Below are 14,801 nucleotides of genomic sequence, written 5' to 3'. Positions count from 1 at the left end.
CGCGGCCATGGCGCCGCCTGAGGTGAACGCGAACGAGCCGCATGTGGTGCTTTCCGCCCGCGGGTTGCGGCGCGACTTTGCCGGCTTCGTCGCCGTCAAAAATGTCGATCTCGATGTCCGCCATGGCAACATCCATGCGCTGATCGGACCCAACGGCGCCGGCAAGACGACCGTCTTCAATCTGCTCACCAAGTTCCTGGCGCCGACCAGCGGCAGGATCGAACTGCTCGGCCACGACATCACCCGAACCTCGCCGGCCAGGGTCGCGCGCATGGGTCTGGTGCGCTCGTTCCAGATATCGGCGATTTTTCCGCACCTCAGCGTACTCGACAATGTGCGCGTCGCGCTGCAGCGGCCGGGCGGGCTCAGCGTCCAGTTCTGGCGCTCGCTCGCGGCGCTCGATCGGCTGACGCCGCGCGCCGAGGAACTGCTGCGGTCGGTCGGTCTCGACGACGCCAGGAACAGGCTTGCCGGCGATCTTTCCTATGGCAGGAAACGCGTGCTCGAGATCGCCACGACACTGGCGCTCGATCCGAAAGTACTGCTGCTGGATGAGCCGATGGCCGGCATGGGACATGAGGATGTGGCCACGGTTTCCGACCTCATCCGCTCGGTGGCACGGGATCGCGCCGTGCTGATGGTCGAGCACAATCTGACTGTCGTCGCCGACCTTTGCGACTGGATAACGGTCATGCAGCGTGGCGAGGTGCTGGCGGCCGGCGACTACGCCACCGTCAGCCGCGACGAACGCGTGAGGGTCGCTTATATGGGCACCGCCGATGACTAGCGCCGCGCCCCTGCTTGCGGTCAGCGGTCTCAACGCCTGGTATGGTGAGGGTCATGCGCTGCACGGCGTCGATCTGGAGGTGTTTGCCGGCGAGACGGTCACGCTGCTTGGCCGCAACGGCGTAGGCAAGACGACGACGCTTCGCTCCATCATGGGGCTGATCCGCAAGCGAACCGGCCGGATCGCTTTCGACGGCAAGGATCTGATGCGGGTGCCGCTGCACCGCACCGCCCATCAAGGAATCGGCTTCGTGCCGGAGGAACGCGGCATCTTCGCGACGCTGACCGTGGACGAGAACCTGGTGCTGCCACCGGTCGTCGCCGAGGGCGGCATGAGCGTCGAGGAAATATTCGAACTCTTCCCCAATCTGAAGGAGCGGCGCAACAGTCCCGGCACCAGGCTGTCGGGCGGCGAACAGCAGATGCTGGCGATTGCGCGGATGTTGAGAACCGGCGTGAAAATGCTGCTTCTCGACGAGCCGACGGAGGGTCTCGCGCCCGTCATCGTGCAGCGCATCGGCGAGTTGCTGGCGACGTTGAAAAAGCGCGGCATGACGATCCTGCTGGTCGAGCAGAACTTCCGCTTCGCCAGCCGCGTCGCCGACCGATTCTATCTGATGGAGCACGGCAAGGTCGTGGCAGGGTTTCCGGTCGGCGAACTGCCGGACCGCATGACGCTGCTGCACGAAGTCCTGGGTGTATGATGGCGCCATGACGATGATCTTCGGAATCCCCGTTCAGGCCTTCCTCGGACAGCTGCTGGTCGGGCTGATCAACGGCTCGTTCTACGCCATGCTGAGCCTCGGCCTGGCCGTCATATTCGGCCTGCTGCGCGTCATCAATTTCGCCCATGGCGCCCAGTATATGTTCGGCGCCTTCGTCGGCTATCTGCTTCTCACCCATCTCGGCATCGGCTATTGGCCCGCTTTGATCCTCGCGCCGCTGATCGTCGGCGTCTTCGGCATCGTCGTCGAGCGCCTGGCACTGTCGAGGCTGTACGATCTCGATCCGCTCTACGGCCTGCTCTTCACCTTCGGTCTCGCGCTCGTGCTCGAAGGCATATTCCGCTACTATTACGGCGTCTCGGGAAACGCCTACGCCGTGCCGCCGCTGCTTTCCGGCGGCACCAATCTCGGCTTCATGTTCCTGCCCAACTATCGCGGCTGGGTGGTGGTCGCCTCGCTGATCGTCTGCTTCGGGACCTGGGCGCTGATCGAGAAGACCAGGCTGGGGTCCTACCTGCGCGCGGCAACCGAGAATCCCCGCCTCGTCCAGGCTTTCGGCGTCAACGTGCCGTTGCTGCTGACGCTGACCTACGGCCTCGGCTCCGCGCTTGCCGGGCTTGCCGGTATTCTGGCAGCACCCGTCTACCAGGTGAGCCCGCTGATGGGATCGGATCTCATCATCGTCGTCTTCGCGGTCGTCGTGGTCGGCGGCATGGGATCGATCCTCGGCGCGATCGTCACCGGCTACATGCTCGGCCTCGCCGAAGGCCTGACCAAGGTCTTCTACCCCGAGGCCTCCAACCTCGTGGTCTTCGTCATCATGGCCATCGTGCTTTTGGTCCGGCCGGCCGGCCTGTTCGGAAGGGACGCCTGACATGCCGGGAGAGGTATCCGAGATGTCGGAAGCGACATCTGACATGGACGACCCGACACGTCGCGAGAAGCCCGCCAGGACCTCGGCAAGGCTTGAATGGACGCTGGTCGGGCTCGGCATCGTGGCGCTGCTGGTTGCGCCTTTCCTGGTCTATCCGATCTTCCTGATGAAGATGCTGTGTTTCGCGCTGTTTGCCTGCGCGTTCAATCTTCTGCTCGGCTATACCGGGCTCCTGTCGTTCGGCCACGCCACCTTCTTTGGCGCCGCCGCCTACTTCACCGCGCATGCCGTCAAGGTCTGGGGCTGGCCGCCGGAAGCGGGCATCCTGCTTGGCATGACGGGCGCGGCCCTGCTCGGCCTTGTCATGGGCTTTTTCGCCATTCGCAGGCAAGGCATCTATTTCGCCATGATCACGCTGGCGCTATCGCAGATGTTCTTCTTCTTCTGCGTGCAGGCGCCCTTCACGCAAGGCGAGGATGGCATCCAAGGCGTGCCGCGCGGCATCCTGCTTGGCGTCCTCGACCTCAATGTCTCGCTGAACATGTATTATTTCGTGCTTGTCGTGTTCCTGGTCGGCGTCTTCGCCATCTGGCGCATCGTCAATTCGCCGTTCGGCATGATCCTGCGCTCGATCCGCGAAAACGAAAACCGCGCCATTTCGCTGGGCTATTCCGTCGCCAACTACAAGCTGGGGGCTTTCGTCATGTCGGCGGCGCTGGCCGGGCTGGCGGGCTCGCTCAAGGCGATCGTCTTCCAGTTCGCCACGCTCACCGACGTCACCTGGCAGATGTCGGGCGAAGTGATCCTGATGACGCTTCTCGGCGGCATCGGGACAATAGTCGGGCCGATGATCGGCGCAAGCCTGGTCATCGGACTGGAAAACACCCTTGCCACTTCCGGCTTCCCGGTGACCATCGCCACCGGGCTGATCTTCATGGTGTGCGTGCTGATCTTCCGGCGCGGCATTGTCGGCGAATTTTACGCGCGGGTGATCAGGCGGGCGGGGAAGGAGTGATCAGTTCCGGATAGGTTTGGATTCGGTCCAGCGGTCCTGAAGCATATGCAGGAGGCGTTGCGCCCGACCATGCGGTTCATTAGCAACGATCTGCTCTTCGCGACCTCCTCAGGAGCTCGGAAGGCCAGCCCTCGACAGCATTTCAAGGAATCTCGCGTGATGATGATCCTTCACATAGCGCGGCACAAAGCCGGGGCAGACATTACCCAGGTTGAGATGCGGAAGTTGTGACAGGCAATGATGGATGGCCCGCGAGGCCTCTTCGTTGTTTCCGGTTGCCGACGCGGCAGCAGCCCAGTAGAGGGCGCCGCGAACGAATCCCGGCTTTGTCCTAACCACCCTGCGGGCGGCTTCGAGCGCCCGCCGATCGTCTCCGCCGGCGAACAGTGCAACAGCCAGGCCATGGTGACGCCAGAAGTCGATGACGTCATGCGTTCCGAGCCGGATTGCCTCGTTGGCTTCACGCACTGCTTCACCGACCTGTCCGCGCAACGCGAAGAGCATCGAAATGTCGCCATGGCCGGTCGGATAGCTCGGGTTGAGGCTGATCGCATGTTGGCACTCGGCGATCGCCTCGTCGATGCGACCGGAACTTTCGAGCGCGAAGGACAGGATGCAGCGGGCGATTTCGTCGTCAGGCACTGCCCGTACCGCTGCTTCCGCAAGCTCGACCGCACGCTCGATCTGCCCTGGCTCCCGGGGCTGCGAGCCAAACGCCACGCCCATGGAAATTACGACCGAGAGCGTTCGCTTCGCACGAGCGTTGTCGGGACCTATCGCGACAGCCTTCTCGGCAAGCTCTATCCCGACCAACAGCGAATCCCGGGTCATCTCAAAATATTTCATGAGAGCTTCGTTCACCAACCTGCGCACTTCCGGGCGACCGGGCGGGCTCTTGTCGCGGACTTTCCAGTTGGTCAGTTGAAGGTCGAGGATCACGGCCAGCACAACCGCCTGAGCGATCCTGTCCTGGAATTCGAGCGCGTTCTCGGAGTGGCCGTCGAACTTCTGGGCCCAGACGTTATGGCCGCCGGCGGCATCGACAAGCTGGATGTTCACCCTCAGTCCATTGCCGGATCTCTGGACGCTGCCGCTGAGCACATATTGCGCCCGAAGCATTCCCGGGATTTTGGTTTCTTCAGCAGGGCTGCTCTTCTCCACGGGTGGAAATGCGGAAAGCACGATATAGTCGGCGACCTCGGAGAGGGCCGTGGTGATGTCCTGGACCAGTCCCTTGGCGAAAAAGTCGTCGCCTTGCTTTCCGGTCAGATTGATAAAGTCGGCAACGCTGATGGATGGGTGCCCGAGGCGCTGGCTGGCTGGAACAGCATTTGCCGGCTGGGCATTTGAGGCCGTATCGGCGGCCGACAGAACGGATTGCCAAAGCGCTCGTGTCTGCGGGCCAATGTGGACGCCGAGCTCCTTCTTCAGCATGCTTTTGCAAGCCTCGTATGTCCTAATCGCCCTGTCGTGTTGACCACATGCCAGGAGCAATTCCATCTTGAGCCGGTAGGATTCTTCCCGCGTCGGCTCCATGGCCAGAACACGATCGACCAGGATGACCCCGGTTTCCGCGTCGACGAGGCGGGCCAATTTTTCGAAGGCCTCAAGTGCGCGGCTCAGCAGCCTGTCGCGTTCGGATGCGACCCAGTCATCGAACCCACTGCTTCCCAGATAAAGCCCGTCGAGGAACGGCCCGGTGTAGTTCGCCAGAGCCTTTTCGAGTTCCTGCACGGAACGGGCCGAGAGGCCTGCTTCGAATTCCTCCACGTCAACTCGAACCGCGTCTGGCGCGAGGCCGATTAGGTCCCCGCGGGAATGGATAAGATCCACACCTGCGCGCGACAGATCCCGACGCAGGACACTGAGCGTTTGCCGCAGGCTATTACGCGAGTGTTCGCTATCGCTGTCACCCCAAAACAGATCAGCCAGTCTCTCCCGTGTCGCCACCATGCCTGGACACCGGGCCAGATAGGCAATGATCGCAGGACCTCTTTTCCCTGTCAGCCGGAGCGGATCCGCCGATCCATTTTCGATCCGGAAACCACCGAAGAGTGAGATTATATTGGCGCCACTGCCCTCATTTTGCATTTGCTCTTCCAGCCTGACGAAATTCTAACTCAAAACTAACGCTTCGGAACTCTAGCGCCCCGCACTCAAGCGCTGTCGTGACGCAAGGTCAATTAGCCTTCGCTGAATTAGGGCCAGCCGAGTCAGCAATAGGCTTTGGCTCGAGGGGGTGGCGGGTGTCCAAGACTAGAGCCAATTTGCTGCTGCTGTTTGCAGCCGCTTTGTGGGGCCTCGGCAATGTCGCGCAAAAGACGGTACTTGCTCATCTCGACCCGCTGAGCGCCGTCGGCCTGCGCTGCCTGATCGGTGGGCTGCTTGTGCTGCCTTTCGTCTTGACCGAAAGGCAACTGCCCGCCGGGCCGGGCTATCTTTCCAGCCTGGCCAGGGTGGGCGTTCTGTTTGCCATCTCCATCACGCTTCAGCAGCTTTGCTATCTCGGCGCCACGGTCACGAATGCAAGCTTCCTGGTGAGCACGGCAACGGTGATGACACCACTGGCCGCCTGGCTGCTCATCGGCGAACGTCCGACAGCGAGCCTCACCGCTGCCGCCGGGCTGACCGTGGTCGGTGCCATGCTCTTGTCCGGCGGGATCGCCGGTCTCAGCAGCGGCGACCTCACCGCCATCCTGTCGGCTGGCTGCTATGCGCTCTGGATGGTCGAGCTTGGTCGGCACATGCAGGCGCATGCGCGCCCGTTCACTGCCGCGGCGACACAGTTCCTCGGCGCCGCCGCCTTCGCCCTGCCGCTCGGGGCACTGCAAGGCAACCTGTCGCTGGCCGCAGCATTTGCAGCCGGCCCGGAACTCGCAATCCTCGGCGTATTCTCCACCGCAATCGCTTTCGGCATGCAGATTGCCGCCCAGCGCTTCACCTCCGCTAGTCATGCCGCTGTGATCGTCAGTGCCGAAAGCGTCTTCGGGGCGTTGGGCGCGGCGATCTTCCTCGGCGAACGGAATTCACCCGGGGGCGCACTGGGTGCCGCGATCATTCTCGGTGCGATCCTGTCGGTCGCAATGTCGAACCGAACGCCGCAGGCACGCACGCCCTCGCTGGCCGGTCCGATTCCCTTCGACGCGGCACCTGCCTTTGCGGCTGTGCCTGCAGCCTGGGCGGGGAATCGTCCTGCTCTCAATTCAGGTCCAAAGGAGGAATGTGATGACCCTTGCGGTTGATGCGAACGTATTCCCAACCCGACGGCCGCCCCGCACGTCTGTACCGGCCGGCTTTCGCCGGCAGGTTCGGGCGATACTCAGCGGCATTCCGATGCCGACGAAACGATCGACCAGAGAACCGGCAAGACGGATCAATTCGTATTTGAGAGTGGCGGGGACACTTGCAGCTTCGGTGTTTTGGGGACTGCAGGCACACGCAGCCGACGTTGATGTTGCCGTTGTATTCGCTGTCGACTTCTCGTCCTCGATCGATCCAGAGGTTGCCGATCTACAGCGCGAGGGTCATGCCGCGGCGCTTACTTCGCCAGAGATCATCGCGGCCATCACGCGGAACTACGTTGGCTGCATCAGTGTGGCCTACTTTGAATGGTCGAGTCCCGGGCACACACGCATTGTGCTGCCGTGGACAAGCATCTGCGGGCTGGAGGATGCCAGAGCGGCCGCGTCGGTGATCAGCAAGAAAGGCGATACCGGCTTCACCCGTAGAGGGCGAAGAGGAACATCCGTTTCCTCCGCTATTGACGTCGGTAGTCTTCTGCTCGACCAGTTTCCGGGAAAGGCGGCCAAGAAAGTAATCGACATCTCCTCCAACGGCGAGAACAACGATGGGCTTCCTGTTCAACCGAGCAGGCTGAACGCCATTGCCAAGGGGTATACGATCAACGCGATCGCCATTCCAACGCAAGATGAGAATCCCGATCAACCGTTGGCATCCTACTTTGCCAAATCGGTCATTGGCGGTTCGCAAGCCTTCGTCATAACGCCGAAGGGGCCAAACGACTACGCCATTGCCCTTCGCCGCAAGCTGGTCACCGAAGTAAGCATGGACGTCGGCCGACAGTTCCCGCCACCGGCCGATGATCGCACTTCAAGCCAGTGATCCCGGAACCTTGAGGAGAGTTGAACCTAAGCCGGCCTGTCCCGAGCTGGGCGGTATTGGTCGACGACCGCAACGGCTCCGAAAGTAAAGTGGTCGTTAACCGTTGCAGCGGATGCCGCCATCAACCAGAGCGCGCCCCTGCACATCATTGGGACAGAGCAGCGGCTCCAAGGCCTAGACGCGCCGCTCCGCCTCACCCATAACACCCGCGCTCCACCGCTAGCCGCCGCACCAGCGCCAGCACGGCGTCGATGGTCGGCGTCGGTCTGTCCGTCAGCCGGCCGAGTTCCTGGACGGCCGTCACCAGCGCGTCGATCTCCATCGGCCGGCCGCGCTCGAGATCCTGCAGCATCGAGGTCTTGTGCTCGCCGACATCGCCGGCGCCTTTGATGCGCCTGTCGACCGCTATGGGAAAACGCACGCCGAGGCTTTCGCCGATCGCTTGCGCCTCCAGCATCATTGTGCGGGCGAGCGTGCGGGTGCCCTCATCGGCGACGATCGCCGCCAGCGTGCTGCCGGTCAGCGCCGAGATCGGATTGAAGGAGAGATTGCCCCACAGCTTCACCCAGATCTCGCTGCGGATGTCGTCGCGCACCGGCGCCTGCAAGCCGGCCTTGACCATTTCGTCGGCCAGAAGCGTGACCCGTTCGCTGCGCTCGCCGGAGGGTTCGCCGAGCGAGAAGCGCTTGCCCTCGACATGGCGGATGAGGCCGGGGTCGTCGACTTCGACGGCGGGATAGACGACCGAGCCGATGACGCGCTGCGGTCCGATCCGTTGCCAGATCGCGCCGCCGGGATCGACCGCGCTCAGCCTAGTGCCTTCGAGCGGCCCGCCAACGCCATGGAAATACCACCACGGCACGCCGTTCTGCATGGTGACGACTGATGTGTGGTCCCCAAGCAGCGGCGCGATCTGGTCGAGGGCTGACGTGAGGGAGTGAGCCTTCAGCGCCAGCACGACATAGTCCTGGGCGCCAAGTTCCCCTGCCTTGGCGGCGGCCCGGACGGGGACCGAAATTTCCCGGCCATCCTCGATCAGGCGCAGGCCATTTGCCTTGATCGCTTCCAGATGGGCGCCGCGCGCGACGATCGAAAGATCGGTCCGCCCAGTGATGGCAAGCTTGGCCGCGAGATAGCCGCCGATCGCGCCAGCGCCGAAGATGGTGATCTTCATCGTCAAAGCCCGAGTTTGGCGGCGAGGCCGATGCGTTGCAATTTGCCGGTCGCGCCCTTGGGGATCTCTGCCAGGATCAGGATCTTGCGCGGCACCTTGAAGTCGGCAAGCCGCGTCGCGGCATAGAGGCGGATGTCGCCCTCGGTGGCAATGGTACCGTCGCGCAGCACCACCGCCGCCGCCACCTCCTCGCCAAGCTTGTCATGCGGCATGGCGAAGGTGACGACCTGCGCCACCGCCGGATGATCCATCAGCACATCGTCGACCTCGAGCGGCGAGATCTTTTCGCCACCGCGATTGATGATCTCCTTGAGCCGCCCGGTGACGCGCAAATATCCGTCCTCGTCCAGCACGCCCTGGTCGCCGGTGTGGAACCAGCCATGCGCGAAAGCCGTGGCGTTGGCATCCGGGTTCTTCTCGTAGCCGGCGGTCACATTGGGCCCGCGAATGACGATCTCGCCGGTCTCGCCGGCCTCGAGCAGCCGCCCGTCGGGCGCCATGACTGCCACGTCCGGACCGGCGGAGGCACCGACGCTGCCCGGTTTGCGCTGGCCCGGCGGCAGCCGATTCGACGCCATCTGGTGCGCCGCCTCGGTCATCCCGTAGGATTCGATTACGGGACAGCCGAAGGTCGCCTCGAGTTCGGCCATCACTTGCGCCGGCAAAGACGCCGAGGACGAACGGATGAAGCGCAGGCGCGCTGCCGCCAGCACCTCGGCATTGCGCGCCGCCCGTGGCAGGATCGCCTGGTGCATGGTCGGCACCGCCGTGTACCAGCTCGGTTGGGCCTCGCTCAGCCACTGGTAGAAGCGCAGCGCATTGAAGCCTGGCGTGCAGAAGATGCTGCCGCCTGACGCCAGCGACGACAGCACGGCCGCGATCAGGCCGTGAATGTGGAACAGCGGCATGATGTTGAGACAACGGTCATCGGCCGTCAGGCCAAGCGTCGCGCCGATGTGGGCGGCGGAGGCCGCGATGTTGGCATGGCTGAGCGGCACCAGTTTTGGACGCGATGTCGTGCCGGAGGTGTGCAGCAGCAGCGCGATGTCGCCCTCCTGCGCCATGTCAGGGGCTGCCGGCGGTGCGACCGCCGCGCCTTCGATCGTGAAGCTGCCGGCGGGCGCGTCAGGCTGCGCGACAAGCCGCAGCACGCCGATGCCGAGGCGCTCGGCCACCGTCACCGCGGGGCCAGTCTCGCCCTCGGCGACAAGGATCGCCTTGGCGCCGATATCGGTCAGGTAGAAATCGAGTTCGTCGGCCCGGTAGGCGGGATTGAGCGGCGCTGTCGAGGCGGCGGCTGCCACGGCGACGAAGGCGGTGGCCATCTCCGGTCCGTTCGGCAGCACGATCGCCACCCTGTCGCCCCGGCCGATGCCGCGCGCATGCAGTTGTTCGGCCGTGTCCGCGATCAGGCCACGCAATCCGCCATGGGTGAGCGTCGCCCTGTCGGGTGCCGAAATCGCCGGCGCATCATCGGCGCCGGCGGCGAGACGACGGGAAAGGTCCTTGGGATTTGCAATATTGGTCATGATCACCGGTTGGATTTCGAACGACTATTGTCGCGAGCCCCGCTGTCGGGCTTGCCTCGATATGGGATACGCCATTGGACAACGGATCGCCTCAGTAGCCAAGCGCCAAACCATCCTTGCGCGGATCGGAGGCGCCGGTCAGCGTGCCCTTCTCCCAATCGATCAACACCGCTTGTCCGCCGCCAAGCGGATGATGCGGCTCGGTGACGCGGTGGCCGTGCCGGCGCAGGCCCTCGATCGCATCGCTGGGAACGCCACGCTCGGCCTCCACCGTATCATCGTTGTAAAACACCCGCGGCGCGTCCAGCGCCTGCTGCGGGTCCATGCCGAAGTCGAGCATGTTGGTGAGCAGATGGACATGGCCGAACGGCTGGTAGCCGCCGCCCATGACGCCGAACGGCATCACCACGCGGCCGTTCTTCGTCGCCATGCCGGGCATGATCGTGTGCATCGGCCGCTTGCCGGGCGCGATTGCGTTCGGGTGCGCCGGGTCGAGGCGGAAGCTGGAGCCGCGGTTCTGCAGCACCACACCGGTCTTCGGGCTGACCACGCCGCTGCCGAACGAATAGTAGGTCGAGTTGATGAATGAGACCGCGTTGCGATCACGGTCGACGATGGAGATGTAGACCGTGTCGCTGCCGGGCAGGTCCACACGCGGCAGATGCGTCATGGCGCGGTCGCGGTCGATCTCGGCGCGCAGCCTGTCGGCATAGGCGCCCGACAGGAGTTGCTTGACCGGCACCGGGACATGATCCTGGTCGCCGACGTAGCGGTCGCGGTCGCGATAGGCCAGACGTCCTGCCTCGATCTCCAGATGCAGGCGCTCGGCGCCATTGGGATCGAGTCCGCCGAGCTTGAACCCCGATAGCACGTTCAGCATCAAGAGCGCCGTCAGCCCCTGATTGTTCGGCGGCATCTGGTGGATATCATGGCCGCCATAAGAGGTGCTGACCGGCGCCACATAGTCGCCTCTGGTCGCGGCGAAATCCTCGGTCGAATGCAGCCCGCCCAATTCGTTGAGCCGGCTCACCATGTCGTCGGCGGCGGCACCCTCGTAGAATCCGGAACGGCCCTGCCGGGCGATGGTGCGCAAGGTGGCCGCCAGTTCCGGCTGGCGGTGAACATCTCCGGCCTGCGGCGCCTTGCCGCCGGGCAGGAAGATGCGCGCGGCATGCTCGTCGGCCGAAAGGTCGGTCTCTGGTTCGGCCCAGTCGAAGGCGACGCGGTCGTGCACGACATAGCCGTTTTCGGCATAGTGGATGGCAGGCGCCAGCGCCTCGGCAAGGCCCTTGCGACCATGATCTTCCAGCAGGCGGCTCCAGGCATCGACGACGCCCGGCACGGTGACCGCATGCGGGCCCTGCAGCGGGATGCGGTCGAAGCCTTTTTCCAGATACCAGTCGACGGTCGCCCTGGCCGGCGCGCGGCCGGAGCCGTTGAAGGCCAGCACATTGCCTTGTCCCGCCGGGCAGTAAAGCACGAAGCAGTCGCCGCCGATGCCGGTCGACTGCGGTTCGACCACCGCCTGCACTGCGGCGGCGCAGACCGCGGCGTCCATGGCGTTGCCGCCGGAGCGCAGCATGTCGATTGCGGCAAGGGTAGCAAGCGGATGCGAGGTCGCTGCCATCGCCTCCGTCGCACGAACCGGCGAGCGGCCGGGAAACTGGAAATCACGCATTCTGTCTGGATACCCCTGGTCACATCTGTGAATTGGTCACTTCTGCGAATTGGTTGTCTGAAATCAATGCCGCCGCCCGAATATCTGCGCAACCGACAACAGCGCGACCGAGAGCACGATCAGGCAGGTCGAGATGGCGGCGATCGTCGGATCGATCTGGTCGCGCAGCGCATTGAACATGCGGCGCGTTAACGTCGTCGTCTCGCCGCCGGATATGAACAGCGAAACCACAACTTCGTCGAAGGAGGTGATGAAGGCAAACAGCGCGCCGGAGACGACCGAGAATCGGATCTGCGGCATGGTCACCTGCCAGAAGGCGGCGACGCGTCCGGCGCCGAGGCTGCGCGCCACCCGCTCCTGGTTCATGTCGTAGGAACGCAGGCCCGACAGCACCGTCAGAACCACCAGCGGCAAGGCCTGTACCGTATGCGCGATGACCAGCCCGGTCAGCGTGTTGTTGAGCCCGATCCGCGCATAGAGGAAGAAGGTGCCGATGCCGATCAGGATCACCGGGACGATCAGCGACGCGGCCAGCAGCGCGTTGATGGTGCCGTTGAAGCGCAGCGTTCCCCTGTTGATCGCGTAGGCTGCGGCGGTGCCGAGCGGTGTCGCGACGAGCACTGTCATGACAGCCACCTTGACCGAGACGATCGTGGCATCGCGCCATTCCACCGACTGGAAATAGGTCTGGTACCAGCGCAGCGACCATTGCTGCGGCGGGAACTGCAGCAGCGTCGAGTCCGAGAACGACATGATGACGATGATGATCGACGGCGCGATTAGGAAGAACAGCACGAGGCCGCCGAGGCCATAGAGCCAAATGCGTTGCCGGTGCGAGATCGGCAGGCCGACATCCCCACTCATCGTGAACTCCACACACCGGTGGCGCGCGCGCCGAGCAGCCACTGGAACAGGCCGAGAAGCGCCAGCGTGACCACCAGCAGCACCACGCCAAGCGCGGCGCCTGCACCCCAGTTGGAAAAGAGGCTGGTGGTCTGTTCCATGCGCATGGCCCACATGGTCACCTTGCCGCCGCCCATCAGCGCCGGCGTGACGAAGAAGCCCAGGCACAGCACGAAGACGATGACCACGCCGGAGGCGAGGCCGGGCAGCGACAGCGGAAAGAAAATCTGCCGGAAGGTGGCGGCCGGGCCGGCGCCAAGGTTCATGCCGGCGCGCAGGCAGTCGGTGTCGATGATCTTCATCGAGGCGTAAAGCGGCAGCACCAGGAACGGCAGCAATATATGCGTCATGCCGATGACGACGCCCGACAGATTGTTGGCGAGCGACAGCGGCTGATTGATCACGCCGAGGTCGATCAGCCAGCTGTTGATCAGGCCCTTGCGCTGCAGGATCACAAGCCAGGCATAGGTGCGTACCAGCACCGATGTCCAGAATGGCAGGATGACGAAGATCAGGCAGATCGACGCCGCCCGGCGTGGCAGTTGCGACAGCATGTAGGCCAGGGGATACCCGAGCAGGACACAGGCGCCGGTGACGATGAAGGCGACCTTGAAGGTGGTGACGAAGGTCTTGATGTAAGAGGCCTGTTCGAAGAAGCGCGCATAGTTGGCGGCGCTGAAGGCGCCGGCCTCGTCGAACAGCGACAGCCAGAACAGCCAGCCGATCGGCACGATGATGATGGCGAAGACCAGCAACAGGCTTGGCGACAGCAGCGCCAGCAGCCGCAACGACTCGCGCCGCGCATCGGCGCGCAGCGCCTGTGTGTTCAGGACCTTATCCGCGCGGCCAGTCGCTTCCATGAGGGCGGGCTGCGCGCTCATCAATCCGCCGCCACCAGGATGGTGTCCTGCGCATCGAGGCCGAGGCTTATCCGCTGGCCGGGAGCAGGCATTCTGGCCAGCACATCGCTGCGGCAATAGTCGCGCAGCGTCAGCTGGCGGCCGTCGCGCAACAGCGCGTAGCAGACAAAGCTGTCGCCTTGGTAGATGATGTCGCTGAGCGTCGCATCGAGCACGTTGACGCCGTTCGCCGGTTCGGCATTTGCCAGCAGCCGCAGCTTCTCCGGCCGCACCACAATCAGCTGCTGGCCCGATACAGGCGCCGGCGCTGCGATGTGGATTCGTCTGTCCTCGTACCAGACGGAGCCGTTGCGGCACTCGACCGGAATGAAATTCGATTCGCCGATGAAGCCGGCTACAAACCGCGTCCGCGGCGTGGCGTAGAGCGTTTCGGGCCGGTCGAGCTGCTCGATGCGCCCGGCGTTCATGACGGCTATGCGGTCGGACATGGTGATGGCTTCGCGCTGGTCGTGCGTGACATAGACCGTGGTCATGCCGAGCCGCCGGTGCAGGCTGCGCAGCTCGATCTGCATATGCTCGCGCAGGCCCTTGTCGAGCGCCGACAGCGGTTCGTCCATCAGCACGATGCGCGGCTCGAAGACGATGGCGCGCGCCAGCGCCACGCGCTGGCGCTGGCCGCCGGAGAGCTGGTCGACCCGGCGCTCGCCCAGGCTCTGCAGTTTCACCAGATCGAGCGCCTTCTCGACGCGCTCGGCCGTCTCGGCGGCGGCGACGCCGCGCTGCTTCAGCGGAAAGGCGATGTTGTGGAAGACGTTCATATGCGGAAACAGCGCATAATTCTGGAACACCATGCCGATGTTGCGCTTGTGCGGCGGCATGGTGATGATCTCGTCGGTGCCGACCTTGATCGAGCCGGCATTGGCCCGCACGAAGCCGGCCAGGATCATCAGCAGCGTCGTCTTTCCGGAGCCGGAAGGGCCGAGCAGCGTCAGGAATTCGCCGGCCTCGACATCGAGGTTCAGGTCGCGCAGCACCGGCACGCTGCCAAATCGTTTCTCGATCCGGCGCATGCCGATCGGCAGCGCGGATGGCGCAATGGACAAAATCATCGTCTCCTGAAGGCTGAGGCGGCAGA

Annotated in this window: 13 protein-coding genes; 6 read left to right on the top strand and 7 right to left on the bottom strand. The window is 64.0% G+C overall.

Translation table 11 applies throughout. The features are described from left to right. Positions 1 to 7 precede the first annotated feature (7 nt). The 4 genes from NKJ89_RS09450 to NKJ89_RS09435 are packed head-to-tail and all read left to right on the top strand — an operon-like array spanning position 8 to position 3,400. The gene (locus NKJ89_RS09450) at positions 8 to 787 is read left to right on the top strand and encodes an ABC transporter ATP-binding protein (protein WP_352601819.1); all 780 of its coding nucleotides are present in this window, start codon (positions 8 to 10) and stop codon (positions 785 to 787) included. Then, the gene (locus NKJ89_RS09445) at positions 780 to 1,490 is read left to right on the top strand and encodes an ABC transporter ATP-binding protein (protein ID WP_352601818.1); all 711 of its coding nucleotides are present in this window, start codon (positions 780 to 782) and stop codon (positions 1,488 to 1,490) included. Before NKJ89_RS09450 ends, NKJ89_RS09445 begins: the two co-directional genes overlap by 8 nt. Before the next feature lie 7 nt (positions 1,491 to 1,497). Next, complete coding sequence (locus tag NKJ89_RS09440) at positions 1,498 to 2,385, top strand: branched-chain amino acid ABC transporter permease (protein ID WP_023761337.1); 888 nt, start codon at positions 1,498 to 1,500, stop codon at positions 2,383 to 2,385. A 43-nt stretch (positions 2,386 to 2,428) separates the two neighbouring features. After that, positions 2,429 to 3,400, top strand: coding sequence for a branched-chain amino acid ABC transporter permease (locus NKJ89_RS09435; RefSeq protein WP_352601863.1), 972 nt, complete (start codon positions 2,429 to 2,431; stop codon positions 3,398 to 3,400). Between the two features lie 108 nt (positions 3,401 to 3,508). Here the strand turns inward: NKJ89_RS09435 and NKJ89_RS09430 are convergent, their stop codons facing one another. Continuing rightward, complete coding sequence (locus NKJ89_RS09430) at positions 3,509 to 5,491, bottom strand: BTAD domain-containing putative transcriptional regulator (RefSeq protein WP_352601817.1); 1,983 nt, start codon at positions 5,489 to 5,491, stop codon at positions 3,509 to 3,511. A gap of 155 nt (positions 5,492 to 5,646) precedes the next feature. On the opposite strand from NKJ89_RS09430, the gene NKJ89_RS09425 reads away from it, so the two are divergent. Both NKJ89_RS09425 and NKJ89_RS09420 read left to right on the top strand, forming a co-directional pair. Then, complete coding sequence (locus NKJ89_RS09425; RefSeq protein ID WP_352601816.1) at positions 5,647 to 6,642, top strand: DMT family transporter; 996 nt, start codon at positions 5,647 to 5,649, stop codon at positions 6,640 to 6,642. 91 nt (positions 6,643 to 6,733) lie between these two features. Further along, entirely contained in the window at positions 6,734 to 7,522 is a 789-nt protein-coding gene (locus NKJ89_RS09420; protein ID WP_352601861.1) for a DUF1194 domain-containing protein, read from the top strand. A 193-nt stretch (positions 7,523 to 7,715) separates the two neighbouring features. On the opposite strand, the gene NKJ89_RS09415 is transcribed toward NKJ89_RS09420, so the two are convergent. The 6 genes from NKJ89_RS09415 to NKJ89_RS09390 form a co-directional block, all read right to left on the bottom strand. Beyond that, positions 7,716 to 8,696: a 2-dehydropantoate 2-reductase gene (locus NKJ89_RS09415; protein ID WP_352601815.1), complete on the bottom strand. Its 981-nt coding sequence runs from the start codon at positions 8,694 to 8,696 to the stop codon at positions 7,716 to 7,718. A 2-nt stretch (positions 8,697 to 8,698) separates the two neighbouring features. Then, complete coding sequence (locus NKJ89_RS09410; RefSeq protein WP_352601814.1) at positions 8,699 to 10,225, bottom strand: acyl--CoA ligase; 1,527 nt, start codon at positions 10,223 to 10,225, stop codon at positions 8,699 to 8,701. 91 nt (positions 10,226 to 10,316) lie between these two features. Continuing rightward, a complete protein-coding gene (gene ggt, locus NKJ89_RS09405; RefSeq protein ID WP_352601812.1) occupies positions 10,317 to 11,903 on the bottom strand; it encodes a gamma-glutamyltransferase in 1,587 nt (528 codons plus the stop codon). 63 nt (positions 11,904 to 11,966) lie between these two features. Beyond that, positions 11,967 to 12,767, bottom strand: a complete 801-nt coding sequence (locus NKJ89_RS09400; RefSeq protein WP_352601810.1) for an ABC transporter permease — start codon at positions 12,765 to 12,767, stop codon at positions 11,967 to 11,969. Then, positions 12,764 to 13,687 carry an ABC transporter permease gene (locus tag NKJ89_RS09395; RefSeq protein ID WP_352601808.1) on the bottom strand — a complete coding sequence of 308 codons (924 nt, stop codon included), beginning with the start codon at positions 13,685 to 13,687 and terminating at the stop codon, positions 12,764 to 12,766. The genes NKJ89_RS09400 and NKJ89_RS09395 overlap by 4 nt, the downstream gene beginning before the upstream one ends. Beyond that, positions 13,687 to 14,769, bottom strand: coding sequence for an ABC transporter ATP-binding protein (locus NKJ89_RS09390; protein WP_352601859.1), 1,083 nt, complete (start codon positions 14,767 to 14,769; stop codon positions 13,687 to 13,689). The genes NKJ89_RS09395 and NKJ89_RS09390 overlap by 1 nt, the downstream gene beginning before the upstream one ends. Positions 14,770 to 14,801: the final 32 nt, after the last annotated feature.

The sequence above is a fragment of the Mesorhizobium sp. M0047 genome (assembly GCF_040323315.1).
In the GTDB taxonomy this organism is placed as follows: domain Bacteria; phylum Pseudomonadota; class Alphaproteobacteria; order Rhizobiales; family Rhizobiaceae; genus Mesorhizobium.
The sequence above is the reverse complement of the archived record's forward strand: the minus strand, read 5'-3'. Positions and strand labels throughout refer to the sequence as shown.